Annotated in this window: 21 protein-coding genes; all 21 read right to left on the bottom strand. The window is 59.9% G+C overall.

Features of this window, described 5'->3' with window-relative positions; all coding sequences use genetic code 11:
- Positions 1–4: 4 nt before the first annotated feature.
- Positions 5–334, bottom strand: a complete 330-nt coding sequence (fliE, locus tag OEG79_RS07945; protein ID WP_264148230.1) for a flagellar hook-basal body complex protein FliE — start codon at positions 332–334, stop codon at positions 5–7.
- Positions 335–565: 231 nt separating this feature from the next.
- Positions 566–1,981, bottom strand: coding sequence for a sigma-54-dependent response regulator transcription factor FleR (gene fleR / locus OEG79_RS07940; RefSeq protein ID WP_264148229.1), 1,416 nt, complete (start codon positions 1,979–1,981; stop codon positions 566–568).
- Between the two features lie 3 nt (positions 1,982–1,984).
- Entirely contained in the window at positions 1,985–3,199 is a 1,215-nt protein-coding gene (locus OEG79_RS07935) for a sensor histidine kinase (protein WP_264148228.1), read from the bottom strand.
- Positions 3,200–3,364: 165 nt separating this feature from the next.
- Positions 3,365–4,840 (bottom strand): sigma-54 dependent transcriptional regulator, encoded by a 1,476-nt coding sequence (locus tag OEG79_RS07930; RefSeq protein ID WP_264148227.1) that lies wholly within the window; start codon positions 4,838–4,840, stop codon positions 3,365–3,367.
- Between the two features lie 258 nt (positions 4,841–5,098).
- Positions 5,099–5,389, bottom strand: a complete 291-nt coding sequence (locus OEG79_RS07925; RefSeq protein WP_264148226.1) for a flagellar protein FliT — start codon at positions 5,387–5,389, stop codon at positions 5,099–5,101.
- A 25-nt stretch (positions 5,390–5,414) separates the two neighbouring features.
- Positions 5,415–5,795, bottom strand: coding sequence for a flagellar export chaperone FliS (gene fliS, locus OEG79_RS07920; RefSeq protein ID WP_264148225.1), 381 nt, complete (start codon positions 5,793–5,795; stop codon positions 5,415–5,417).
- Positions 5,796–5,889: 94 nt separating this feature from the next.
- Positions 5,890–6,282: a flagellar export chaperone FliS gene (gene fliS / locus OEG79_RS07915; RefSeq protein ID WP_264148224.1), complete on the bottom strand. Its 393-nt coding sequence runs from the start codon at positions 6,280–6,282 to the stop codon at positions 5,890–5,892.
- Positions 6,283–6,285: 3 nt separating this feature from the next.
- The gene (gene fliD, locus OEG79_RS07910) at positions 6,286–7,752 is read right to left on the bottom strand and encodes a flagellar filament capping protein FliD (RefSeq protein ID WP_264148223.1); all 1,467 of its coding nucleotides are present in this window, start codon (positions 7,750–7,752) and stop codon (positions 6,286–6,288) included.
- Positions 7,753–7,832: 80 nt separating this feature from the next.
- The gene (locus OEG79_RS07905) at positions 7,833–8,225 is read right to left on the bottom strand and encodes a flagellar protein FlaG (protein WP_264148222.1); all 393 of its coding nucleotides are present in this window, start codon (positions 8,223–8,225) and stop codon (positions 7,833–7,835) included.
- Positions 8,226–8,297: 72 nt separating this feature from the next.
- The gene (locus tag OEG79_RS07900) at positions 8,298–9,794 is read right to left on the bottom strand and encodes a flagellin (protein WP_264148221.1); all 1,497 of its coding nucleotides are present in this window, start codon (positions 9,792–9,794) and stop codon (positions 8,298–8,300) included.
- Between the two features lie 320 nt (positions 9,795–10,114).
- A complete protein-coding gene (locus OEG79_RS07895) occupies positions 10,115–14,092 on the bottom strand; it encodes a glycosyltransferase (RefSeq protein ID WP_264148220.1) in 3,978 nt (1,325 codons plus the stop codon).
- Between the two features lie 113 nt (positions 14,093–14,205).
- Positions 14,206–15,894 (bottom strand): flagellar hook-associated protein 3, encoded by a 1,689-nt coding sequence (locus tag OEG79_RS07890; RefSeq protein WP_264148219.1) that lies wholly within the window; start codon positions 15,892–15,894, stop codon positions 14,206–14,208.
- 67 nt (positions 15,895–15,961) lie between these two features.
- Positions 15,962–18,007 (bottom strand): flagellar hook-associated protein FlgK, encoded by a 2,046-nt coding sequence (flgK, locus tag OEG79_RS07885; protein WP_264148218.1) that lies wholly within the window; start codon positions 18,005–18,007, stop codon positions 15,962–15,964.
- Between the two features lie 9 nt (positions 18,008–18,016).
- Positions 18,017–19,201, bottom strand: coding sequence for a flagellar assembly peptidoglycan hydrolase FlgJ (flgJ, locus tag OEG79_RS07880; protein ID WP_264148217.1), 1,185 nt, complete (start codon positions 19,199–19,201; stop codon positions 18,017–18,019).
- Between the two features lie 14 nt (positions 19,202–19,215).
- Positions 19,216–20,295 carry a flagellar basal body P-ring protein FlgI gene (locus tag OEG79_RS07875; protein ID WP_264148693.1) on the bottom strand — a complete coding sequence of 360 codons (1,080 nt, stop codon included), beginning with the start codon at positions 20,293–20,295 and terminating at the stop codon, positions 19,216–19,218.
- A 256-nt stretch (positions 20,296–20,551) separates the two neighbouring features.
- A complete protein-coding gene (gene flgH, locus OEG79_RS07870) occupies positions 20,552–21,274 on the bottom strand; it encodes a flagellar basal body L-ring protein FlgH (protein WP_264148216.1) in 723 nt (240 codons plus the stop codon).
- Positions 21,275–21,312: 38 nt separating this feature from the next.
- On the bottom strand, positions 21,313–22,098 hold the full coding sequence (gene flgG, locus OEG79_RS07865) for a flagellar basal-body rod protein FlgG (protein ID WP_264148215.1): 786 nt from the start codon (positions 22,096–22,098) through the stop codon (positions 21,313–21,315).
- A gap of 46 nt (positions 22,099–22,144) precedes the next feature.
- Entirely contained in the window at positions 22,145–22,885 is a 741-nt protein-coding gene (locus tag OEG79_RS07860) for a flagellar basal body rod protein FlgF (protein ID WP_264148214.1), read from the bottom strand.
- 212 nt (positions 22,886–23,097) lie between these two features.
- Positions 23,098–24,468, bottom strand: a complete 1,371-nt coding sequence (gene flgE / locus OEG79_RS07855; RefSeq protein WP_264148213.1) for a flagellar hook protein FlgE — start codon at positions 24,466–24,468, stop codon at positions 23,098–23,100.
- A 36-nt stretch (positions 24,469–24,504) separates the two neighbouring features.
- A complete protein-coding gene (gene flgD, locus OEG79_RS07850; protein WP_264148212.1) occupies positions 24,505–25,170 on the bottom strand; it encodes a flagellar hook assembly protein FlgD in 666 nt (221 codons plus the stop codon).
- 19 nt (positions 25,171–25,189) lie between these two features.
- Positions 25,190–25,633: a flagellar basal body rod protein FlgC gene (gene flgC, locus OEG79_RS07845; RefSeq protein WP_013714948.1), complete on the bottom strand. Its 444-nt coding sequence runs from the start codon at positions 25,631–25,633 to the stop codon at positions 25,190–25,192.

Genomic DNA, 25,633 nt, shown 5'->3' with positions numbered 1-25,633 from the left:
ACCCTCAGACCGGCATCTGCATGATGTCTTGATAAGCCTGGACCAGCTTGTTACGCACCTGGGTCATGGCTTGAAAGGATACGCTGGCCTTCTGCGAGGCGATCATCACGTCAGTCAGATCGACCCCGCTCTGCCCCATCTCGAAGGCAGTCGCGAGCTTGTTGGAAACCTGCTGGGTCTCGTTGACCTTGTTCACCGCCTGCCCGAGCATTTCCGAGAAGCTCGGTGCCCCTGGCACTGGCTCGCTGACAGCCGGCTTCTGGCGGGCCATGGCCTCGGCCTGCATGGCTCGCATTTCCAGCATCAAGCGATTGAATTCAACACCCTGGCTCATGACTTCCTCCACTGCCCGCTTTTTGACGCTAGCGGCGCTATGCAGAGGTATTTGCAACAAGGGTGCCAGAATGACGAAGAGAAGAGAACGCGGACGAGAAAACGACCACCCTGAACCGCGAGCAGGAGGCAGCCGGCAGGTTCAGGGTGGACTCCATATACCAAACCGGCAGAACGCGTGCAGCACGGGCAACGCCGCACCTACCCGGCTGCGGCATTCCTGCGTCAGGACTCAGCTGGCGTAGAGGTACGCCTCGACATCCATGCCTGCATCACGCATCTGCGCCAGCTTGTACCGCAGGGTGCGCGGGCTGATCCCCAGGCGCTCGGCAGCCTCCTTGCGACGGCCACGCTCAGCGCGCAAGGTATCGATGATCACCTGGAATTCGCGGCGACGAAGATCCTCGCCCAAAGCACCGGAATCCACCGCACCTGAAGACTCGAGCGGTTGTGGCAATGGCGAGGCTACACTCGGTACGACCGCCAGCCTCGGCGCGGCGCTTTGCACCGTTTGCCCAATCGGCGCATGCAGGCAGAGATCCTGCGCCTGGATCACGCCACCCTGCTGCAAAATCAATGCGCGCTGAATGGCGTTGTCCAGTTCGCGCACGTTGCCCGGCCACTGATGCTGCGCCAGGCACTGCGCGGCCGATTCTGACAAGCGCACCGGAGCCTGATTCATTTTTTTGACGTGCTTGGCCAGCAGGCGCTCGGCCAACGGCAGAATATCGGCAGGCCGCTCACGCAGCGGACGCCAGGCCAGCGGGAAAACCGACAGACGATAGTAAAGGTCTTCGCGGAAACGCCCGGCAGCGACTTCGCTGGCCAGATCACGGTTACTGGTGGCCAGCACGCGGATGTCCAGACTGATCGGCTTGCGTGCGCCTACCCGCTCGACCTCACGCTCCTGCAGCACGCGCAACAGCTTGGCCTGCAAACCCAGCGGCATTTCGGAAATTTCATCGAGCAGAATGGTGCCGCCGTCGGCCAGCTCGAACTTGCCGGGCTGCGCGGTGACTGCACCGGTAAACGCACCCTTCTCGTGGCCGAACAACGTGGCCTCGAGCATGTTGTCGGGAATCGCCGCGCAGTTGATGGCGATGAAGGGGCCGGATGCGCGCGGCGATTGCTGATGGATATAGCGCGCCAGCACCTCCTTGCCCGTACCGGATTCGCCCGTGATCATCACCGTCGAATCACTCTGCGCGACGCGCGACGCCAGCTCCAGCAGTTGCACGCTGGCCGGCTCGAGCGCCACGGGGCCGTCACGATCACCCGCCGTCATCTTGCCGAGGGCGTGCCTGGCCACCAGCTCCAGCAGCGTGCGCGGCTCGAACGGTTTGACCAGATAGTCGGCCGCGCCCTGGCGAATGGCATCCACCGCGCGTTCCACAGCGCCGAAGGCGGTCATCAGCAGTACCGGCAGTTGCGGATAACGGGCGCGAATCTGCGCCAGCAGCTGATGTCCATCCATGCCCGGCATATTGACATCGCTGACGACCAGCCCGAACGGCTCTTCGGTCAGGGCAACGAGTGCCGCCTCGGCACAATCGACGGCCCGATAATCATGCCCGCCCAGGCACAGGGTATCGGCCAGGGCTTCGCGCAATGCGCGATCGTCTTCAACCAGCAGGACTTTGGCAGCCATGGGTTACTCCTGATTCGAGTGAGTCGCTGCGTCGAGCAGCGGCAGAGAAACGATGGCGCAGGTACCACGACCTGCACGTGATTGCAGCAGCAGCTGGCCCTGATGGGCGCGCGCCACTGCCTTGACCACCGCCAGACCGAGGCCGGTTCCGGTGGTCTTGGTGGTAAAGAAGGGTTCGCCCAGACGCGCCAGGGTTTCCTGACTCATCCCCGGCCCGTTATCGCTGACACACAGGCGCAGCTGGCTGTCGCGGCGATACAGATGAATCTTCAGATGCGCATCACGACCAGCCGCCTGAATGGCATTGTCGATCAGGTTGAGCACGGTGCCGACCAGCGTGTCACGATTGCACAGCAACTCGCCATCGCGTACATCGCACTGCCAGCGCACGCTCATCCCGCCCACATGCGCGTCGGCAGCGGCACGCAGCGCATCGAATAGGGCCGATGGTGACAAGCGATCAGGCAGCGGCAGCTCGCCACGGGCGAAGATCAGCATGTCGCGCACCTGGTTCTCCAGTTCGTGCAGCCGCTCCTTCAAACGCCCGGCGAAACGCTGCTGCTGTTCGGCGGGCAGCACCTGTTCATTGAGGTGACTGGCGTAAAGCAGCGCAGCGGACAGTGGCGTACGGATCTGATGCGCGAGCGAAGCCACCATTCGCCCCAGCGCCGAAAGACGTTCGTGACGAGACAACTGATCCTGCAGGCGACGGGTTTCCGTCAGATCAGTCAAAAGCACAAGCTGCCCCGGCTCACCATGCAGGGAACGTGTGGCGATGGACAGACGACGGCCATCGCGCATGGAGATTTCATGCCCATCGTCTTCGCGCGGGGCGAAGTTGCGGGCAATCACCTGGCGCCAGAGCATGCCCACCAATGGCTGACCGAGCAGTGCCCGCGCCACCGGGTTGGCTTCACGCACGACGCCCTGGCCGTCGATGACGATCACACCGCCAGGCAGCAAGTCCAGCAGGCTTTGCAGGCGATGCGCCAGGCGCTCCTTCTCTGCCAGCTCCTGCATACGCTGAGCACTGACCAGCGCCAACTGCCCCTTCAGCTCATTGACCCGAGCCTCGAGCAGGCTGTAGGACTCGCTGAGCTGGTTGGACATCTGGTTGAACAGGGCAAAGGCCTGCTCCAGTCCTGCGCGGCTGGCTTGTTCGAGCGGCGCCGAAACGCTCGGCTCGGCTGACTCGGTAGGACGGCGGTTGGCTTCCATCTGTTTCTCTCATACGACGCACCGTCAGAAGACGGTCGGATACAAGAGCTTTAGCAATCCCCGTGCCTACTTTTTTATCCTTATTTTTCAATGACTTGAAAAAACAAAGCCGGAGCTTGCGTCAAAGCTCCGGCTTTTTCCTATTGCTGGCCTGCGGCTGAGGGATCAATCCTCGTCCTGACCATCCTCGTCTCGGCGGCTCATGCCGTACTTGCGCATCTTCTCGACCAACGTGGTACGGCGGATACGCAGGCGCTCGGCAGCACGCGCCACCACACCACCGGCATCATCCAGCGCCTGCTGAATGAGGCCCTGCTCCAGATTACCGAGGTAGTCCTTCAGGTCCAGACCTTCCGGGGGCAGCATGGCCGGCGTATCGAGCCCCGGCAGGCCGGCCATGATCGCCGCGCGCTCTTCCATCTCGTCACGCAGGTTGGCCGCGAGTTGCTCGTCTTCGTCATCGACATGGCGGAATTTCTTCGGCAGCTCACCCACTCCGATCACGCCATAGGGGTGCATGATCGCCATGCGTTCCACCAGGTTGGCCAGCTCACGCACGTTGCCCGCCCAGTCATGGCGACACAGCGACATGATGGCAGCCGAGTTGAAGCGAATGGAACCGCGCTTCTCGTGTTCCATGCGCGAGATCAGCTCGTTCATCAACAGCGGAATGTCTTCGATGCGCTCACGCAGCGGCGCCATCTCGATGGGGAACACGTTGAGGCGGTAGTACAGATCCTCGCGGAAGCTGCCGTCCTCGATCATCTTCTCCAGGTTCTTGTGCGTCGCGGCGATGATGCGTACATCGGCGGTCTGAGTCTTGTTGCTGCCCACGCGCTCGAAGGTGCGCTCCTGCAGCACACGCAGCAGCTTGACCTGCATCGGCAACGGCATGTCGCCGATCTCGTCGAGGAACAGCGTGCCGCCATTGGCCAGCTCGAAGCGCCCTGCCCGACTGGTGATGGCGCCAGTGAAGGCACCTTTTTCATGGCCGAACAGCTCGCTTTCCAGCAACTCGGCCGGGATGGCGCCGCAATTGACCGGCACGAACGGTGCTTCACGGCGTTTTGAGTGATAGTGCAGATTGCGCGCGACCACTTCCTTGCCGGTTCCGGACTCACCGAGAATCAGGACGCTGGCCTCGGTATCGGCCACCTGCTGCATCATCTGCCGTACCTGCTGGATGGCACGACTGGTGCCGACCAGGCTACGGAACAGATTGGGCTCACGCTGCCGGCCACGATCACGGGCCTGGTCGTACATCTCGCGATAGACCTGGGCACGATGCAGGGAATCGAGCAGCTTGTTGTAGCTGAGCGGCGTCTCCAGGCTGGCCAGCACACGCCTGCGCAGGTCCTCGGGCCACTCACTGATGGACGACTCCCCCACCGTCAGCAATGGCAGAAACTCATCCCAGCCTGCGATCTGCTTGGTCAGCTCCAGCGCGCCGCCCTTGGCTTCGACATCACCCAGCAGAACGCTGAGCACTTCCCGGCTGGAACCTAGCTCCGCCACCGCATTACGCCAATCCTGGCTCGTGCAAGCCAGGTGCTCCTCCCCGAGAAAATTCAGAATGATCGCCAGCTCATGGCGACGCGCAGCATTGTCATCGATCAACAGGATTTTGGTTTCACGCCACATCTTGTGCTTGTCTGACCCGAGAAGTGAGGAGGATCGCACGCCGATTCCTCGGCGCACACCGGCAACTTGCCACTAGTAAAGTCAAAAAATTGAAGACAGTCAATTTTATGACGTAACTTTTTAGCACTTTGATAGTGTCAGCCACGCAATTGCCGACTGAATTGGCAATCGCTACGGACAGGACAGGAGAAAAAGAGAGAGAATTAGCTAGAGGGGAACCGAGCCGAACCTGCCGGTTAAACTCGGTAAAAGCAGAGATTAGCCGAAAAGCTGATAGACCTTCGCCCCCTGACGGGAGTGGTTGAGCTGCACCAGTTCATTGGCCAAGCGCTGCTGTTCGGACTGACAAACGGTTACCAGCTCACGGTAAAGCCCCAGGAGTTGCTCCAGACCGTCACGCAGATCGTCTCCGTCACTTTCGACCATGGCTGCCTCGACAGCCAGGCGGCACTGCAGGTCAAGCTCACCAATCGCGGCCCAGTCCTGCCGTGCCAGCGCATCGCGCAAGGCCGTACCGGTCGCCTGCAAATGCTGGACAGATGAACTCATTCGTTTCTCCTCCGATGCTCGCCCATTATTGAGCGATGGCATCCCAACCCTGTTTGACGTTACGCAGCAGCACAGACACTTCCTCAAGAAGTTCCGGCTCGTTGCTCACATTGGCCTCGGTCAAACGGGCAATCATGTATTCGTACAGACTATCGAGGTTGGCCGCCAGTTCGCCACCTTGCTGGTGGTCAAGACTCTCGCGCAGTCCCGAGATGATGGCAATACTCTTGCCGATCAATTCACCTTTCAGAGCAGTCTGACCACGCTCCATGGCGCCACGCGCCTGAGCAATACGAGACAAACCACCCTCCATCAACATTTGAATGAGCCGATGAGGGCTGGCCTCTGCAGCCTGCGCCTGGTTGTTGACGGTCTGATACTGCTTGAGGGCCGCCATTGCGTTCATAATCGCTCTCACTCTACCAATGGGCTGATACTTTGAATATCGGCTCTATGGGGCAAAGCTTTAGCGCTTTATGTTGCGAAAGCAGCCTGCCAGATCAGCCTGCGGAAGCGGGTTCGACTTCGGGACCGATGGCATCCCAGGCGCTTTTGATATCGCCCAGTAGCGACTGAACCTCATCCAGATTACGCGGCGTATCATCCAGGGCGACGCCTGCCAGGCGGCGGGTCATATAGTCGTACAACGCATCGAGATTCTCGGCGATCTCGCCACCCAGTTCCTTGTCCAGAGCGGCCTGCAGTACCCCCAAGATGGTGATGGTGCTGCCCACAGCAATACCGCGGATCTCGGTGTCCCCCTCAGCCTGCGCGTGCTTGGCAAGCATTACACGCTGTAGTGCGCCCTCAAGCAGCAGCTGTACGGTGCGATAAGGCGATACTTCCTGGCTGGTCTTGACCTGCTTGTAGGCATCGATAGGGTTCTTGCTCATGAATTACTTGTCCTTTCTGACAAAGCCCGGCAGGTTGGCCAGCATATTGCTCAGGCTTTCACTGGTGCGAGAAAGCTGTCCCACCAGAGAATCCATTGCGTTGTACTGAGCATAAAGACGGTCTTGCAGGCTGGTGATACGTTTATCGAGTGACTCACGTTGCTTGTCGATATCCTTCAACGTGCCTCGCAAGGCGCTGTCTCGCTGTTTCAGCACCCCCTCACTGGCCACGTAATCCGAAACGAAACCAGAGAGGCGTCCCATCAGGCCATCATTACCGGTAAGGTAGGCACCGACCTGCTCAAAGTTTTCATCCAGCGCCTTGGTCAGCTTGGCGTCATCGATGGCCAGTTTTCCATCCTTGCCAGTGGTGATGCCCAGGTCGGCCAGCGCACGTACGCCAGCATCACTGTCTCCGGTCATCTTGACGATTTCATTGCGCAGCCCCGCCAGCACGCTGCGCACCGTGGAGTCGCCGACCAGGGGGCCAGCCACGGGCTTGGATCCCTCTACTTCGACGACCGCCGTTAGCTGGGCCGCAGACGAGACCAGGGCGTTGTAGGCATCGACAAACTTCTGCAGGTTGGTCTTGACGCTCGACTTGTCGACGCCAACAGTAAGATTGATGGTCTTGCCATCGGTAAGGTCGGTAGCGCTTTGCACTGCCACAAGATCCAGTGTCACACCTTCGAGGGCATCCTCGATCTTGTTGCTGTCGCGCACCAGTTGCAGCCCGTCGATGGTCAGCTTGGCCGATTTGGCCTGAGTGATCACCCCGCCAGCTCCACTGTCCGAATTCGGCTTGAGGAAAGCGCCCTCGTTGTCAGGATCTTCAACAGGAACGAAAGCCTGACTCGTCAGAAGATTGCTTCCGGTGGTTTCGCCATCTTCGCTTGCAACGACCTTGATATCGTTACCTGCGCCGGTCTTGGTCGAACTCAGCACCAGGCGCGAGCCGGAGTCATCGGTGATGATGGTCGCACTGATCCCGCTGCTCTTACCGGCCTCGTTGATCGCATCACGCATACCGGCCAGCGTGTTGTTGGCGGCGGTGATATCGACACTGATGCTGCTGCTACCCGCAGAGATTTCCAGCGTACCGCTGTTGAACGTGGCGGCGGTACCACCCGAGACGGATTGCAGGGCCACCTTGCTGCTGGTGGCCAACTGCTGAACCTGAATGCTGTAGCTGCCGGCAGGCGCAGTGCTGCTGGCGGTAGCCTTGAGCACACTGCTGTTGGAAGTGCTCGCGGTGCGAGACTCGAACAGCGCGGGCTTGTTGAGCGCATCGAGGGCGGTCTTAAACGAGTTCATCGCCCCGGTGAGCGTACCGATCGCGGAAATACGAGTGGTGGTCTGCTTTTCCAGGCGGTCGAGCTGGTTGGTCTTGGGTGCTCGCTCAGCATTGACCAACGCCGTGACGATCTCGTCGATCTTGATGCCCGAACCGATTCCCGTGATACCCGCCATTATCTCGTACCTCGTCAAAAATTCGACTGCACCCTGTAGATAGCAGGATAACAGTCAAAACTCATGCCAAGACAATGGAGCTATGCCTCGGCCTTGAACAACAGACTGCGCACTTCCGACAGATTCTCTGCCAGCTTGAGCGCCTCCTCTGATGGAATCTGTCGGATCACGTCGCCTGAACCGGCATCCGTCACCTTGACCACAACCCGCCCGGAACCGTCGTCCACCGCAAAATTGATACTGCGACGAACAGACTGGACAAATTCCTGAATGGTGGCCACTGCATCTTCGACCTGAGCCCGATTCACATTCTGAACCGGAGCGGCCGAGCGAGCAGTGGACTGCCCATTGGCCGACTGGGCCGAGGCGATCTCCGTCAGGCTCTGCTTTTGCCGTGAATCCACAACCGTGGAGACACCGCCGTCACGAGCCCGTGCGAGATTAACTGGGGACTTTATCGAACCAATGTCCATAAATAACTCCTCAGAATGAGGTAACGGGGAGAAGAGCTGAGCCCTTCTCCCCGTAGTCTAGCGCCTTTGAACTTAGCCCAGCAGGCTGAGAACAGACTGCGGCAGCTGGTTGGCCTGGGCCAGGATCGCGGTACCGGCCTGCTGCAGGATCTGATTCTTGGTCAGTTCCGAGGTTTCGGCAGCAAAGTCAGTGTCGCGAATCCGGCTGCGAGCTGCGGAGGAGTTCTCGGCAATGTTCTGCAGGTTCGAGATGGTGTTCTCAAAGCGGTTCTGCACCGCACCAAGCTGAGCGCGCTGAGCATCGATGTTCGCAATCGCGCCGTTGATGATACCCAGGGCATCCTGCGCACCTGTTGCAGTGCTGATATCGATGTCCTTAACGCTGTCCAGAGCACTGAAGCCTTCCTCGAAACCATCACCCACATCAGTAATCTGGAAGGCGCTGGAAGCTTCGAGCTGAACCTGGCCGTCGGCACGCGCACCGTTATCGGCGTCGATATTCGCAGGCGTAGCTCCAATATACTCGCTACCGTCGAAGTTCTTGGCCTGCAGAGTTGCCAGGGTGCCGGAAGCCGAAGAACCACCAATTGCGAAGTCGCTGATCTCGATCTTCTCACCACGGTCGCTGACCAGCTCCAGCTTGTCACCTTTGGAGAAGGCGGAAATACCGGTTTTGCCGCTTTCCTTGTTGATGGCATCTGCCAGCGCAGACAGGTCAGAGCTGTCAGCCACAACAGCCGAAATTACCGAACTGCTATCGCCAGCACCAGCCAGCTTGAAGGACACGGTGCCTGAGCTGGCCAACCCGGCCAGCTCCGCTACGGTACGGGCATTAGCCGTCACGCCGGTTTCATCGCTCTTCGAGTTGATCGCTGCTGCGATGTCACGAGCCGAAGAGTTTGCACCATAGTTGACGGTTACCGAACCGCTCGGCGCGTTGGTTGTGAACTGCGAAGTGATGTTGAAGCTGCCAGCGCCGCTACCGTACGCCGACTCGCTGCCGGCGCCAGTGGCAGCGAACTGGGCGGCAGCTGCGCCAGAAGAGGTAATGCGGTTGATACCAATACGATCAGTGGCAGCCGAGCCGATGGAGACACTGATGGTCTCGTAGGCATTGGCACCAACCTGGAAGGCCTGCGAGCCAAAGCTGCCGTCAAGGATCTTGCGACCACCAAAGCTGGTGGTGTCGGAAATACGGTTCAATTCCTGCTGCAGCTGAGACACTTCAGCCTGCAGAGCAGCGCGTTCGGTAGCGCCGTTGGAACCGTTGGAAGCCTGCAGAGCCAAGTCACGCATACGCTGCAGGATACCAGTGGACTGCTGCAGAGCACCTTCAGCGGTCTGCGCCAGGGAAATGCCATCGTTGGCGTTGCGGGTAGCCACACCCAGGCCGTTGATCTGGCTGGTCAGTCGGTTGGAAATCTGCAGGCCAGCGGCGTCGTCTTTCGCGCTGTTGATGCGGAAGCCGGTGGACAGACGCTGGAGGGAAGTATCCAGGCCTTTGGACGAAGCACCCAGATTGCGCTGGGTATTTAGGGACGCGACGTTAGTGTTGACTGTAAGGGCCATGGTATTTCCTCCGGATGACCTTTTGAACCGTTTGTCTGAGCTTGCGAGCTCGGGCCGGCATGCTCAGACGCCCAGAGAGTTCGCATTCGATTTCTTTATCGGCGCTTGCCTGGAGAGCTTTAGGGTTTTTGGCAGATTTTTCTTGCTCTTCGTTATTTCCAAGCAAAAACAAAGCACTTCATGGCCCCTAGCTCAAAACGCCATTTTTTCGACACTATCTATCCTTGCCCGCGGGAGAGATTTGCTCGCTGCTCACCGCTAAAACACGAAGCCGCCAATAAATATCGGCGGCTTCGTGTTTTCTTGAATGGTGCGCTGAATCAACTCGGCGACCAAGCCTCTCGCCAGGCCACCAGATTGTTCCCTTCGAGCATCCAGTCGCTCAGCACTTTCGCTCGCAGTTCGTCGCCCATGCGCGCAGAAGCATCCAGATCGTTGATGTGCATACGGATCGCGTCCACCCAGTCCTTGAAGCGATTTTTCACTCGCGTCACCGGCAAATTGCCCTGGTAAGGGCGCAGATCACTGCAGACTACAGGGAAGCCGCAAGCGCCGTACTCCAGCAGGCGCAGGTTGCTCTTGCACTCGTTGAACAGGTTCTGCTCGATCGGTGCCAATGCCAGATCCAGATCCAGGCGAGCGAGTGCGGCTGGATACAGGTCGATTTGGACACCTTCGTGCACTTCATGGACGTATGGACGGATCGCCTCAGGACACATACCGAAGAATACCCACTCCACTTCCGCAGCCAGTTCCTTGACCACATCAGCGATCAACTCTAGGTCACCGGTATGGCTGACACCGCCGGCCCAGCCGACGCGTGGCTTGCGGCCACGCCTGCGCTGGCTGCTTAGGTCTTTCCACCACTCGACTGGCAAGCGATTCTCGATCACCCGGATATCACCGTGCAGGCCTGCAAGGGCCTCGGCCAGGGGCTCGGTCGATACGACGAAACGGTCAACGAAGTTCAGCCCCTTGCGCAGGGACTTGAGAATGTCCTTGGGCATGTGCTCACGGTGCATGTTTTTCATCGGCAAGTTGGGCAGATAGTCGTCCAGTTCATAGACGGTAAAGGCCCGCGAGAACCGCTGAATCCGCCGCATCGCCTCCAGACGCTCGTCGCCAATCTGTCGCTGCAACACGATTATGTCGGGGTCGTAGCGCTCCAGATCAACCACCTGCAACAAACCTTCAGAGAGCATGCCATCGACCAGGCCGTCACGGCGCATGGCCCGAAGAGGCCTGATGACCCGATAGTTGCCGCAGCCCCAAGGATCGGCCGGATGCGCCAGCACCACCGGAAGCGGGCGCCAGGTCAAGGGACGCCAGGTCAGATTGACGTCCGTTTCCAGCTCAAAGCCCTTGCCGTTGAGCGACAGGTTGCGGTTATAGGCAGGATCTCTTGCCAGCGCCGGCAACCACTTCTCGTACATCGCATCCTGCTCGCCGATAAAACGCTGGCGCTTGCTCTCGACGGCCTTGGGATCGATGCGCTTCTGGCTGACACTGCCTTCGTGCATCACCACGGCATGCGGAGTCCAGACGATCAGATGACCGGCCTCGCGCACCTTGAGACAGAGATCGACGTCGTTGTAGGAAACCTGGAAGCCCTCCTCCAGGCCACCGACGTCCTCGTAGATTGACTTGCGGATCATCAGGCACGCAGCCGTGACCGCGCTGTAGTTCTGGTCGACCTGCAAACGCTGCATGTAGCCGGGCGCCTCCATCGGCTCACCAATGAACGGGTGATCCGCAGGACCACGCAGGCCCAGCACCACACCAGCATGCTGAATCCTGCCGTCCGGGTAGAGCAGCTTGGCGCCGACAATGCCGACTTCCGGACGCAGAGCGTGGTTGAGCAACTCATCCAGCCAGCGCTCGCTGATGATCGCAGTGTCGTTGTTTAGCAACACCAGGTACTCGCCACGCGCCTCGCGCGCCGCCATGTTGTTTATCGCCGAGTAGTTGAAGGGTTGCGGGTAGCGCAAAATTCTGACCTTGTCATCGGCCATGGCCTCTACGCCCGCAAACCATGCCAGCGCCTCAGCAGTCTCGCTGTTGTTATCGACGATCAGCAATTCATAATTCGTGTAGGCCGTCTTTTCCAACAGGCTTTCCACACAGCGTTGCAATACCGGCAGCTGATCCTTGGTCGGAATAATAATCGAGACCAGAGGACGGTCTTGGTGACCGTAATTGATACGATGGAGCCCCGGAGGACATGGAAGCAGTCTGGCATCTGCATACCCTCGCCGCGCCAGATGAGCCAGCAACGCCTCCCGCTCATGAGCGTTTTCTACCAGGACGGGCGCTGCGGTAATAACGAGAGGCTCGTCAACGTGCCCAAGCCCCGCCATCCCCCCCTGCTCTATCAGGCGGAGCAGCAGGTCAAACTCCAGGGCCGCCGAGAACGCGGGGTCGAAGCCTCCAGCCTCAAGTACGACTTCGCGCCTAAAGAGCCAGTGACGAGCCATGGCGGTGGGGAAACTGAGCAGCATGTCCAAGTTGAAGCCTGGGCGAAACAGGGCCCCGAAGTTTCCTTCTAGGTTACGTTGCAACTCATCACCGTATACGGCTCTGCATTCTTGCGCATTCAGCAACTCCAAGGCAGCCATCATAAGACCGCTGGGGGTAAATTCCTCGCCAGCTCTAGCCAGCATCATCCAGTCGAAATCTCCCCTTCTAACGACCTCATTGAGAGCATCGACATAGTCGCTAGACTTAACGGAAATGAAATGGAGCTTGTCCTCCTGGCAAGTTCGAGGAACTTGCGCAACAGAAAGCACAACAATCTTCAAAGAAGCATAAAGCCCGCGATCAAGCCCCAAACTTTTAACCGTCTGCATCAGCCCCGACGTATCACCCTCTATGTCGAGCAATACAATACCGAATCGCGGTCCGCCCTGGTGATAAGCCAGATGCTCATTTATCAGCCGCCCCTGAACGACTGTAGGCAACCGCTCCTGCAACCAGTCCTCAAGTGAGAACTCCGCAGCGATACTGGGGCTACCAGACTGATTCAGAAATCGCTGGGCTGAACGTGCATACTCCTCCAGCAGCACGGGGTCAGTTGCAGACAGGGCAAAGCCATCGACTCGATCGATAAAGACACTTAGAGCATCCGCCTCGGCGTGCTCTTTGTAGATATCAAAGTAATCATCGATGCTTCGGGCGCTCGCAACTCCTTCGAAGAAGGAGCCCAGCTTGGAGGGCGACAACATCCAGTCGATCGGCTTGGAGTAATGGGATATTAACCAGTCCAGCAGCACCGTCTTTTCTTCGCGACCACCATTGATCTGGCCAATCAGTTGCCCCTCGTGCGCGCGGGCATCGTAGACCCATGGCAACACGTTACGCCCCACGCCGACAACGGTTTTCTGCCACAAAGCTGCCTGGACGATGAGCGAAGATGTCTCCCCGACCACAACGTCGCAGAAAGGTAACAAGTATTGGGACTGAGCATGGATTCCTTCCTTATTGAGGTCGGCAATGAAGTTCCGGTAACGCCGCTGCAGGTAGTTTATCTGCGCAGGGGTCAAAGCCTGAGTATCCGGATGAAACGTTACCAGCAGCGCCTCATCCGGAGGCATAAGATCGAGAAGCCGCGCCACCTCACCGAAAACACTTTGCCCGCTCAGCAGAATCGGACCAGGAGCCGGGAAACACCAAAGCTTCCTGAACCTCTTTCGATATTGATCTAGTCGGGCTAAGCCAGCCCGCTCGTACACAGCGCGAAAGCTCGCGTCCAAGCGCCCCCGCAACTGCTCCAGACGCTCTGGTCGGTATTCATGCGCAAGCAGTATCTTCCGCTCGAGTTGATTTACAACCCGCCCAACACCGAAGCCAACAGGATCGAACTTCCACGTCTCGGGATAAGGTTTGCGCGAGAAGGCCGAGTACTCAAAGCACAACCACTGGGTATCTGGAAAAAGCGCCGACAACACCTGATTCCGGTACCCCGAGATAATTACATCGGGACTGAAACCCGCCAACTTGCGACCGACCAGCTCAGTAAAGTACCGAACTTGATCGACGGACAATTCCTCGCGAAAAGCCTCCCAGGAAAAGTCACCTGATACGCCTTTGAGTATCTCCACTACGGAAAGCTCAATGTAGCGGATAGGATACTGCCCGGAGGTGATCAGACTGTTAGTATCGGAACAGACAATCACCGACTCGTAACGATCAAATGCCTTGCTCAGCGTTCTATCGATGCCTGCATACCAGCGAGCCCAAGGCAATAGATACTCGGGCTTTTCAAACTCGTGAAAAGGCTCCATCCAAAACAGAACGTTCATTTGTTCATCTCAGGTTAAAAATGGGGCAGACACACGCCTCGAGGGTAACCCTTCAATCGTCGTACCTCCATCCGGATTCCGGTCAAGTGACAAGACTGCAGGGGCGCGCAGATTCAACGCAACTGGTTGAACAGATTAAGCCCCGCGATCTTCACATAACTTTGCTGCGCAGCGTCGAGGATGATGGTCTGGAATGACAGGCGCGACAATGCTTCGGCGTAATCCAGTTCGCGCAGTTCGGCCTGCACGGACTTGTTCACCAGGGTCACGTCCTCGTTGTCGACACTGGTTGTGTCGATCAGGTTGAGGCGCGCGCCGATTTCGGTCTGCACTTCGAGCACGCTACCCATGCCGTTGTCGAGGTTCTTCAGGGCGATGGCGATTTCATCACGAATGGCCAGGTTGCCGACCGTGGAGGTAGGCGAAGACTCCAGCGCCTGACGCAGCCGCGAGATGGTGTTGAGGATGCTGCGTTGTTCCTGAAATTGCGGTTTCACGCCAAACTCGTCGCCACCAGCGGCGGCAGCCGGGCCGGAAAGGGTGAATTCGGCGCCATAGACGGTGAAGTTGGCCGGATACGGGCCAGTGACGGTTCCGGTCGTCAGCACCGGGCTGTTGGGGCCTACCGGCTGCGCATATACCTCATAGTTGCTGTCATCGGTAAAACGCAGCACCACACCCGAAGTCGGGAACTGGCTGTCGAATACCGCCTGGTTGACGGTATTGCCGCCAGCCACCACGGCAGCAGAGCCATTGGTGGAGGCGCGGGTCACGGCAAACTCGGTGGGCGCCGATTGCAGGGTGAAACTGTGGGTACCGATACCGGGCGAACCTGCAGTTGCGGGTGGCTGGATATCGGCGAGCAGATTGTCCAGATCCAGCGCGTTGTCACCCTCTTTCAGCACCACGTCGAGCTGAAAACGCATGCCGCGGAAGTTGATGACGTTACCACCATTGATCAGCGGGTCGATCTTGCCGCCCCCGGGTATCTCGGAGGTGACATCCGCGCCGCTGGCATCATAGATACGAAACTCGGTACCGCTGACGAAGGCCAGCGAATAGGGTTCACCGTTACGGAAGTCGGCATTGAAGGCTCGGTTGTCCTCGACCAGACCCGGCGAGATGAATACCCGCTGATCGGCGCTGGGCACCGCGGGAATGTTGGTCGCCGGCAAGGGTGGCGACGGCAGTGCCGGATTGTTGACTCCATTACCGTTGGCCACACGATTGGCGTTGGTGACATCCTCGAACAGGCTCTTGCCGTTGTCGTTGATCGCCACATTGGTGGAGCTGGCTACCTGCAACGTCCGCTGTCCTTCGTCGCCGAAGTACGAGTAGGTACCGTCCGGGTTGCGCACAAACGGCTCGTTCTTGCCCAGAAAACCGGAAAACAGGTACTCGCCACGGGCATTGCGGCTGTTCATCAGGTTGAGCAGCTCGGCCTCACGCTCGGAAAGCTCCTTGGCAATGGAGTTGCGGTCCTCAGCCGAGAGCGAGCCGCCGCCCGCGCGTACCGCCAGCTCGCGCACGCGCTGCAGCACGTTGTTGACTGAATTGAGCGTAGTCTCTTCCTGGGTCAGGCTGTTCTTTGCGGCAGTCAGGTTGTCGCTGTACTGCTTGAGCACCGCCTGTTGCTGTTCAAGCTGCAACAGGCGCACCGAGGCCACCGGATCATCCGCCGGAGTCAGGATACGGTTGCCAGTGCTGATCTGCTCCTGGGTGCGAATCAGGTTCGAATAATTGCGTCCCAGACCGGAAACGCCGTTATTGAACGCCTGAATGGATGAGATGCGCATGACCATGGGGCTTGCCTCTTGCAAGGCCTGTCATCTTTACAGGCCGCGCTTCCCGAACTCGGCGAAGCGACTATCAGAATGTATTGATCAGAGTATCGAACAGGTTACGCGCAACTTGAATGATCTGCGCGGATGCCTGGTAGTACTGCTCGAACTGGATCAGTTTGGCTGCTTCTTCATCGAGATTGACCCCGGAAACCGAATCCCGGTTATCGGTGGCCTGCTTGAGAATCGCGCCGGTCGCCTCGCCGTCCACGCGCGCCTGGCTGGTGAGCGTACCGACCCGTTCCACCAGATCGCCGTATGAGTCGGAAAAGCTCGAACCCGTGGTATCGGGCGCCGCCGGGTTGATCCCGATCACCGCCTTGTTCTGCAGGTTGACCAGATTCAGCGCGTTACGGTTATCCGACACACCATTGGTATTGAACGAAACCGAGAAGTTATCACCGGCCGACGGCCGACCGCTGATAGTCACCTGATAGTCAAATGCAGCGGGAACCCCAGGCGGGTTGGCCGGCACGCTGATGGTCAGTGCGTTGTCCTGTCCCGGAACGATATTGCCGGTGTCGATAACGTTGCCGTTGATATCGACCACCTCATAGCTCTGCGTCGCACCGCCGCCAGCGCCCATCACGATGCGCAGCGGCGGCGCGTTGCGCAGACTGGTTTCCAGATCCGCCTGTGCAGCCGGGTCGTATATATCGATTTCGGTCAGCAGCTTCGGCTGAGTGATCTTCCCGGTACCGATATTGGCCGGGCTGGTTTCGGCCTTGAGCGGCGCAGCGAAGGCCAGCTCCTCGGGGTTTCTCATTTCCGTGCGGACATCACGGCCGGCGTTACGGGTCGGCATTACCAGAAAGCGGTCACCTGCCGCGAAGGTGCCACTGGCGATGCCAAGGGAGAAACCGTCCACTTCGGGCGCGGGCACCGTGGTGATATCGAAGGTCGCCGGGGTCGGTGGGAACATCGTGCCGTCGGACGACCGCCGAATCACGTATTCGGTGGCGCTGGTGAACTGCACCTCGTAGTCACTGGTGGTCAGGCGCGTGGTATCGGTGAGCGTGACGTTGAGGTTGGCATTCGGATCGCTGTTGCCGACCCGCGCCAGGCTGCGTTGACTGAGCAGCGCAGGATCATTGATCGAACGGAACAGCTCGTTGCCGAACTGGCCATTGAGATCAAGGCCCTGTCCCAGTTGCCGGTTGATCTGGTCGGTGATCGACAGTGCCAGACGCCCCACTGCGTTGAGCGAAGTATCCAGCACGTCCTCGCGGTAACGCAGCAGGCCGCCCATTTCACCACCGGTGATCAGCGAGGTGACGTTCTGCCGCGAATTGCCGCTGACGAACATCACCTCATGGCGCAAGGGGTCGGCCTGCCCCGGCACCACTTCGAGCCGGGCGGCCTGCTTGCCGACCACCAGAGGCTGGCCAGAGCCGATGAACAGGTTGTAGCTGCTGTCGTCCTGCGGAACCACGGTCACACCGACGAACTCGGAAAGCTTGCGCACCGCTTCTTCACGAGCGTCGAGCAGATCGTTCGGCGCCTGACCGTTGGAAGCAGCCACGGCAATCGCGTCGTTGTAACCGGCGATGGCGGTAGCCAGCTGATTGACCTGATCGGTTACCGCCGACAGCTGCTTGTTGATGAACGAGCTCTGCTCGCTCAGGCGGTCGTAGACGGTATTGAAACGCTTGGCCAGCCCTTCGGCCTCCGACAGCGCCAACTGGCGAGCCGGAACGTTGGCCGGGTCTTCGGCCGCGGTTTGCAGGGCCGAGAACAGTTTCTGCAAGCCCGGGGTGATGCCGGTGTTGCTGCCGGCAAGCAGGGAGTCGAGCTGGTTGATCTGGCTCAGGTAGGCCATGGTATCGCTGTTCAACGCCGTACTGCTGCGCACCTGAGTATTGAGGAACTCGTTGTAGATGCGGCGCACGTCGGTCAGGGTCGTACCCGAACCGATATAGCCGGCACCACTGAACTGCGGCGTACGCGTGGCCTGAATTGTCTCCTGGCGGGAGAATCCGGGCGTGTTGACGTTGACGATGTTGTGACCGGTGACAGCCAGCGACGTCTTGTTCGCAGCAAGTCCGGAGAGGCCGATATTGAGTAGGTCAGCCATGATTCAACCTCAAGTCCTTGTAGTGGCGCTATCGGCAGCAGCGATTGCCTGATAGGTCTGCATCTTGCGAGCGATCTGCGAGATCTTGCGCGCGTAATGCGGGTCGGTGGCATAACCGGCCTGCTGCAGCTCCTTGACGAAACGCTCGGGGTTCTCGGTAGAACTCAACGCCTTGTCGTAGCGACCGTTGTTCTGCAGGAAGCTGACGTAATCGTCGAAGCTCTGTGCGTAGGAGTCATAGGCGCGGAAACTGGCCGCTTCCTTGACCGCCTTGCCGCCCTTGTATTCGGTCGTCAGCACACGGGCCGACTCGCCCTGCCAGCCCCGATGGGACTTAATGCCGAACAGGTTATGACTGCTCTGGCCATCGCCGGTACGAATGATCGACTTGCCCCAGCCGGTCTCCAGTGCGGCCTGGGCTACCAGGTAGCGCGGATCGACACCGATCTTCTCGGCAGCGGCTTCCGCCATCGGCAGCATGGTGGCGACGAACTCCTGCGGCGAACTGAAGGCAGCCTTGCCCGGCGCCAGCGGCGGTTGGGCGATACGCCGGCCGGTCAACGCATCGCTGTTGCCGAGACTGAGGCGCTGCTCCCTGGGCGCGGCACTGGCCTGTGCCGGAATCCAGTCATTGCCTGCCAGCGCCTTACCCTCGCCCTCTCCGCTCGACGGTACGATGCCCGCCAGCAGGCGATCAGCCAGCTTGCCAGGCACAGCCAGACGGCGACGATTGAGCAGCGCCACGTCATCACGGAAACCTTCGCTGCTGGCAACCTTGTCGGCCTTGGCCTCGTTCGTCGCTGCAAGCGGTTGCTCGATCTGTGCAAAGGGATTGGGACGACTCGATGGCTGCTTGAGCTTCGACATCTGCCGCACCAGCACATCGGCCAGGCCGATGCCACGCCCTTCCTTGGAAAGCGTCACCGCCAGCTGCTGGTCGTGCATGTCCTGGTAGGTCTTGCTTTCGTTGCTGTTCATGAAGTTGCCCTCGCCGAACGCAGCGTTGGCCGAACGCATGGCCTTGAGCATTTCGTTCATGAACAGCGACTCGAACTCCTGAGCAACCTTGCGGATGTTCTGCTCGGTGTCGCCACCTACCTTGAACTGGTTGAGACGGTTAAGGTCGGTGAAAGCGCCGCTGTCGATCGGGCTTTTGCCGTTGCCGAGCAGACCGGCTGAAAGTCGGGAATCCATGTCGGCAATTCTCCTCAGATCACGATCAGGTCGGCCTGCAGAGCGCCGGCTTGCTTGAGCGCCTCCAGGATGGCCATCAGGTCGGAAGGCGCCGCGCCCACCTGGTTTACCGCGCGCACGATCTCGTCGAGGCTAGTGCCGGGGCCGAACTTGAACATCGGCTTGGCCTCCTCCTCGGCGCCGACGCGCGAACGCGGCACAACGGCAGTCTGCCCGCCGGAAAACGCCTCAGGCTGGCTGACGATGGGGTCTTCGGTGATGGTCACTGTCAGGCTGCCATGAGTGACGGCTGCCGGCTGCACCTTGACGTCCTGACCGATGACGATGGTGCCGGTACGCGAGTTGATGATGACCTTGGCCACCGCCTTGCCGGCCTCGACCTGCAGGTTTTCCAGAATCGACAGATAGTCGACGCGCTGGTTGGGGTCGAGCGGCGCACTGACGCGAATCGAGCCGCCATCGATGGCCTGCGCGACCCCAGGGCCAAGCAGATCGTTGATCTGGTCGACGATGTTCTTCGCCGTGGTGAAGTCGGGGCGATTGAGGTTCAGGGTCAGGTAGTTGCCCTGATCGAAACCGCTCGGCACCGGGCGTTCCACGGTGGCACCACCGGGAATGCGGCCCGCCGACGGCACATTGACGGTGATGCGCGAGCCGTCGGCGCCACTGGCGTCGAAACCACCAACCACCAGATTGCCCTGGGCGATGGCGTAGACATTGCCGTCGATGCCCTTGAGCGGCGTCATCAGCAGACTGCCGCCGCGCAGACTCTTGGCGTTACCGATGGAGGAAATGGTGATGTCGATGGTCTGGCCCGGCTTGGCGAACGGTGGCAGGTCGGCATGCACCGACACCGCGGCGACGTTCTTCAACTGCACGTTGCCGCCTGGCGGCACCTTGATGCCGAACTGCGCCAGCATGTTGTTGAAGGTCTGCACGGTGAACGGCGTCTGGGTGGTCTGGTCACCGCTACCGTTGAGACCGACCACGAGGCCGTAACCGATCAGCTGGTTGCTGCGCACGCCTTGGATCGAAGCCAGATCCTTCAGGCGCTCGGCCTGAGTCGGCAGGCTCAGCAGCAGGCCGGCGAGCATGGTCGCCAGCAGCACCCAGTCGTTGGCGCCGCGATGGCGGTAGCCGCGATGAGCGACGGCGAACTGTCGGCGGCATGCCCCGGAACAGGCCGAGTCACGGCCATTGGTCCGCGCCCCACGTCTGGTCGCCGACGTGACGGCAAAGGCCTTGCGCGCCGAGCCGCTGGTCGTCACCCGCGCGTACCAGTTGCTCAGCTGCCCGAGCAGGAAGGACGGAGCATGATTCATCCAGGCTTTCATCTGCGACACCCCGAGATCAGAACGGCCACATCGGGCTGAGGAAGAAGCGGCTCAACCAGCCTGGCTGGCTGGCATCGGCAAAGGCGCCGGTACCCGAATAGGTGATGCGCGCATCGGCAATACGGGTGGAGGCCACGGTGTTGTCGGTGGCGATATCGTCCGCACGAACCAGGCCCGAGATACGCACCAGTTCGTCACCGGTATTGAGAGTCATCCACTTCTCGCCACGCACGGCGAGAATCCCGTTGGGCAGTACTTCAGCGACGGTCACGGTAATCGAGCCGGACAGGCTGTTGCTCTGCCCTGCCTGGCCGGAGCCGCTCGCCGCGCGTTCGGCATCCCAGCTCGCTTCCAGACTCAGGTTGGGATTACCCATACCCAGGGCGCCGACGCTGCGCAGCGGGTTGTCAGGGCTCACCGCCATACCGAACAGATTCGGCGCGCCGAGGCTTGCGCTGCTGTCTTTCTGAATATTGCTGTTGGCGTTCTTACTGGCCTGAGTCCGTTCATTAAGGGTGATGGTGATGATGTCGCCTACACGAAACGCCTTGCGGTCGTCATACAGGCCATTTTCGAAACCGGCCTGGTAGATCGAGCCGTTGTTCTGCGCAGCCGGCAGCGGCGTGCGCGGCAATACGGGCGCGTAATAGGGATCGTCCGGCTTGGCTGTCGGCGCCACGCAACCGCTGCTGAGCAGCAGGCCAGCCAACAGGGGGAAACAGAGAATTTGCCGGTTCATAACCACTACCTCGCGGCGTTCACAACAGAGTCAAAAAATCAGAGGTTCTGCGTCACGAATGACAGCATCTGATCGGCGGTGGAAATCACCTTGGAGTTCATTTCATAAGCGCGCTGGGTGGTGATCATGTTCACCAGCTCCTCCACCACGCTGACGTTGGAGTTTTCCAGCGTGTTCTGCAGGGTGGTGCCCAGACCGTTGAGGCCTGGATTGCCGACCTGCGGCGCGCCGCTGGCACCGGTCTCCAGGAACAGGTTATTGCCGATGGCTTCGAGCCCGGCCGGGTTGACGAAGTCGGCCAGCTGGATGTTGCCGATGATCTGCGGCTGCGGGTTGCCGGCGGTAGTCACCGACACGGTACCGTCCTCACCAACGGTAAAGGTGCGCACCTCGGCGGGCAGGACGATCGCCGGCTCCAGAGCAAAACCCTGGGATGTGACGATCTGGCCGTCGGAGTTCAGGTGAAAACTGCCGTCGCGGGTGTAGGAAACCGTGCCGTCCGGCTGCAGGATCTGGAAGAAGCCACGGCCATTGACGGCCATGTCCAGCGGCTGCTCGGTGGTCTGCAGGCTGCCGGCGGTGTGGATCTTCTGAGTGCCGACCACGCGCACACCGGTACCCAGCTGCAGACCGGAGGGCAGCTGACTGTCCTGACTGGACTGACCGCCGGGCTGGCGACGGATCTGGTACAACAGGTCCTCGAACTCGGCACGGTCGCGTTTGAAGCCGGTGGTAGCGACGTTGGCCAGGTTGTTGGAAATGGTGGTCAGGTTCATGTCCTGAGCGGACAAACCGGTCTTGCTGACCCAAAGTGCCGGAAGCATATCGATTCTCCTCGGGCGCCGGTTTTACGGCGCCGCGTACTGGTAATTAGCTAATCTGCAAAACCCGCGCCATGGCCGATGAATTGTCTTCGGCGGTGCGCATCATCTTTACCGACAGCTCGAACTGACGGGACAGGGAGAGAATCGCGGTCATCTCCTCGACGGCATTGACGTTGCTCGCTTCAAGAAAGCCGGAGGTGATCTGAACCGTGGCATCAGCCTCGATCTCAGGCTGACCCTTGACCCGAATCAGGCCATCGGTCCCCTTCTCCATGCTTTTCGGATCGGGGTTGACCAGCTTGATGCGGTCGACCTCGGCCAGCACATTGGGGTTTTCGCCAAGGGCGCGGATGCTGATGGTGCCGTCCTGCCCGATCTCCACCTTTTGCTCAGGCGGCACGGCAATCGGCCCGGCATTGCCCATCACCGGCAAACCGTTGCCGGTGCGCAGGATTCCCAGGGCGTCGATATTCAGGCTGGCGGTACGCACGTAGGCCTCGCTGCCGTCCGGAGCCTGCACGGCAATCCAGCCCTTGCCACCGATGGCGACATCCAGGTCACGTCCGGTTTCCTGCAGCGAACCCGAGCGAAAATCAGTGGCCGGACGTTCGCTCATGGCAAATACGCGGGCCGGATAGGTTTCCCCGAACAGCGGCATGGAACGCGCCTGCTCGAAGTCCCGGCGAAAGCCCGAGGTGGAAACGTTTGCCAGGTTGTTGGCGTGTGCGCGCAGAGCCAGCGTGTTGTTCTGCGCTCCCGTCATGGAGACGTACAGCATCTTGTCCATGGTCATTCTCCGAGTGGGCGACGTGCCCTTGGCTCTTTGCATGCTCTACAGCAAACGCCGTGCCACTCTCGAAAAAAACAAACAAGCCACTGATTTTTAAGACGTTTATATGGAAACAAGGCAGCCGCCCCGAGGACGGACGGCGAGGTTTTGCCGCTCCCGAAACGGCAAAGCGGCAAGCCTGGCTTGCCGCTTCGTTCAGTCAGCCCTCATCAACGCAGGTTGATGATGGTCTGGGTAATGGCGCTTTCGGTTTCGATGGTCTTGGCGTTGGCCTGGTAGTTGCGCTGCGCCACGATCAGGTTCACCAGCTGATCAGACAGCTCGACGTTGGAATCCTCCAGCGCGCCCGCCTGCAGAGCCCCCAGGGTGCTGCTGCGCGGCGTACCGATCACCGGTTCGCCGGACGCGAACGATTGCGCCCAGGCGGTCTTGCCCACTGGCGTCAATCCCTGAACGTTGGCGAAGTTGGCCAGCAGCACCTGCCCCTGCACCTTGGACTGACCGTTTGTGTAGCGGGCGAAGATCACCCCGGTATCGTCGATTTCGATACCCGCAAGCTGCCCGGTGGTATAGCCATCCTGGCTGACGGCATTGACCCCGAAGGACGCCGCGTACTGGGTCGAACCCCGCATATCGAAAGTGAAGGAATCGCTGTCAGCACCGTTAGGCACCATGGTCCCCGGGTTGAGGGGATCTATCTCGGCCGGCACCCAATCGGTATCCGCCAGAACGAAGATGCCGTTGGGTGTGCCGCCGGGAATGGCCGGAGCGTCCAGCGCCGGGTTGGCCGGCACACTGGCCAGCGGCGTGATTGCCGGCGTGGCCAACTGCCCGGCAGCATCGTAGTTCACCGCATAGCTGAACGGCTGGGTACTGGATGGATCACGCGGATTCACGCCATCGATCAGCACATGCATGACCCAACCGTTGTTGGCCGGCGCTTCGTTCTTGACGAAGTACTGAGTCATCACGTGGGCATTGCCCTGCGCGTCGTAGATATTGGTAGAGGTCGACCAGTTGAAGGACTTCGAGTCGCTCGGGTCGAAGGTCGGAGCCGCCATGGTTCCGGCATTGGCAGGACGGACGGCATTGGAGTTCAGGTTGGTCCGCTGCGTGACCGTAGTCGTCGCCCGAGGCTCCTGCTGACCCGCACTGATACGCAGATCGTCCTGCACCGGCAGGATATTGCCGGTTTCATCGGCGGCATAACCCTGCAGGCGGTAGCCGAAGTTGTTGACGATGTAGCCATCACGATCCGTGCCGAAGTAACCGGCACGGGTATAGCCGATCTCGCCGTTGTTGCTGGTCATGAAGAAGCCATTGCCGTTGATGGCCAGATCCAGAGCGTTGTTGGTGTAGTTGATGTTGCCCTGGTTGAACAACTGCGAAACATCGGCCAGCAGCACACCGCTGCCCTGCGCGTTCTTGCCCGTACCCAGTACGGAGGCGGCGTAGACGTCGGCGAACTCGGCACGCGACTGCTTGAAGCCTGCGGTACCGGCGTTGGCGATATTGTTGCCGGTGACGTTGAGGTCGCCGGTCGCGGCACGCAGACCGCTAAGACCAATATTGAACGACATGGAAAACTCCTTTGCCGGAACTGCCGGCGGCAATAGTTATTGGCCGATGACCTGCACTTGAGAAAGAGGAACGCTGCCCAGGCCGGCAAGATTGAGCATCAGCTCATTGCCACCCAGCGTGACGCTGTCGACGTTGGCCGGCAGCAGGGTGTAAAGTCCCTTGGTTTCACTACCGTAAGTGGCCTGCGCCTCGAACTTGTAGGTCCCCGGCGGAGCGACATTGCCGTCAGCATCCTTGCCATCCCAGATGAAGCTGACGTTGCCGGCGGCCTGCTCACCGAGGTTGATGCGCGTTACCAGCGCCCCCGAGTTGTCGTAGACATTGACATACACGTTGCTGCTGCTGACCGGCAGTATGGTGCTCGCCTTGAAACTCTCGCTGGTGTCGACCACCGCCTTCTCGCTCGGCACGATCACCTTGCGCCCGACCAGCGAAGAAGCCTGCAGGGCCTGCGAGGACTGATAGGTCGAGAGCAGCGTTCCCATGCTGGCGTTGAGCTTCTCGACCCCCTCCACCTGACTGAACTGGGCCAACTGGGCGATGAACTCGCCGTTACCCTGCGGCTCCAGCGGGTTCTGGTTGTTCAACTGTGCAACCAGCAGATTGAGGAACTCGTTCTTGCCCAGATCCTTGCTCTGCTTGGTGTCCTGCTTGATCTGGTACTGATCCAGTACCGAACTCGCGCCGCTTACTGTGCTCATCCCTAGTCTCCTCGATACGTTACTGACCCAGGGTCAGCACACGCTGCAGCATCTGTTTGGCGGTATTCATCATTTCCACGTTGGTCTGGAAGGCGCGACTGGCAGAGATCATGTCGGCCATTTCCTCGACCACGTTGACGTTCGGGTAGTAGACGTAGCCATCGGCGTTGGCCATCGGATGATCCGGCTCGTAGCGCGGCATCAGGCTGCTCTGATCCTCGATCACGCCCAGCACCTGGACACCACGTCCGGCCTCGTCCTGTTCGGCGAACAGCGAACCACGATCGCCGCCCTGCGCCTGCTGGAACACGGTGGCGAAGACCGGGTGGCGGGCGCGGTAGGTCTGATCCAGGCTCGAAGACACGGTCTCGGCGTTGGCGATGTTGCTGGAAATGGTGTTCAGGCGAGTGCTCTGGGCGCTCATGCCGGTTCCGGCGATATTGAAAACACTGGCAAGGGACAT

It is taken from the genome of Pseudomonas sp. Z8(2022) (assembly GCF_025837155.1).
GTDB lineage: Bacteria > Pseudomonadota > Gammaproteobacteria > Pseudomonadales > Pseudomonadaceae > Aquipseudomonas.
The sequence above is the reverse complement of the archived record's forward strand: the minus strand, read 5'-3'. Positions and strand labels throughout refer to the sequence as shown.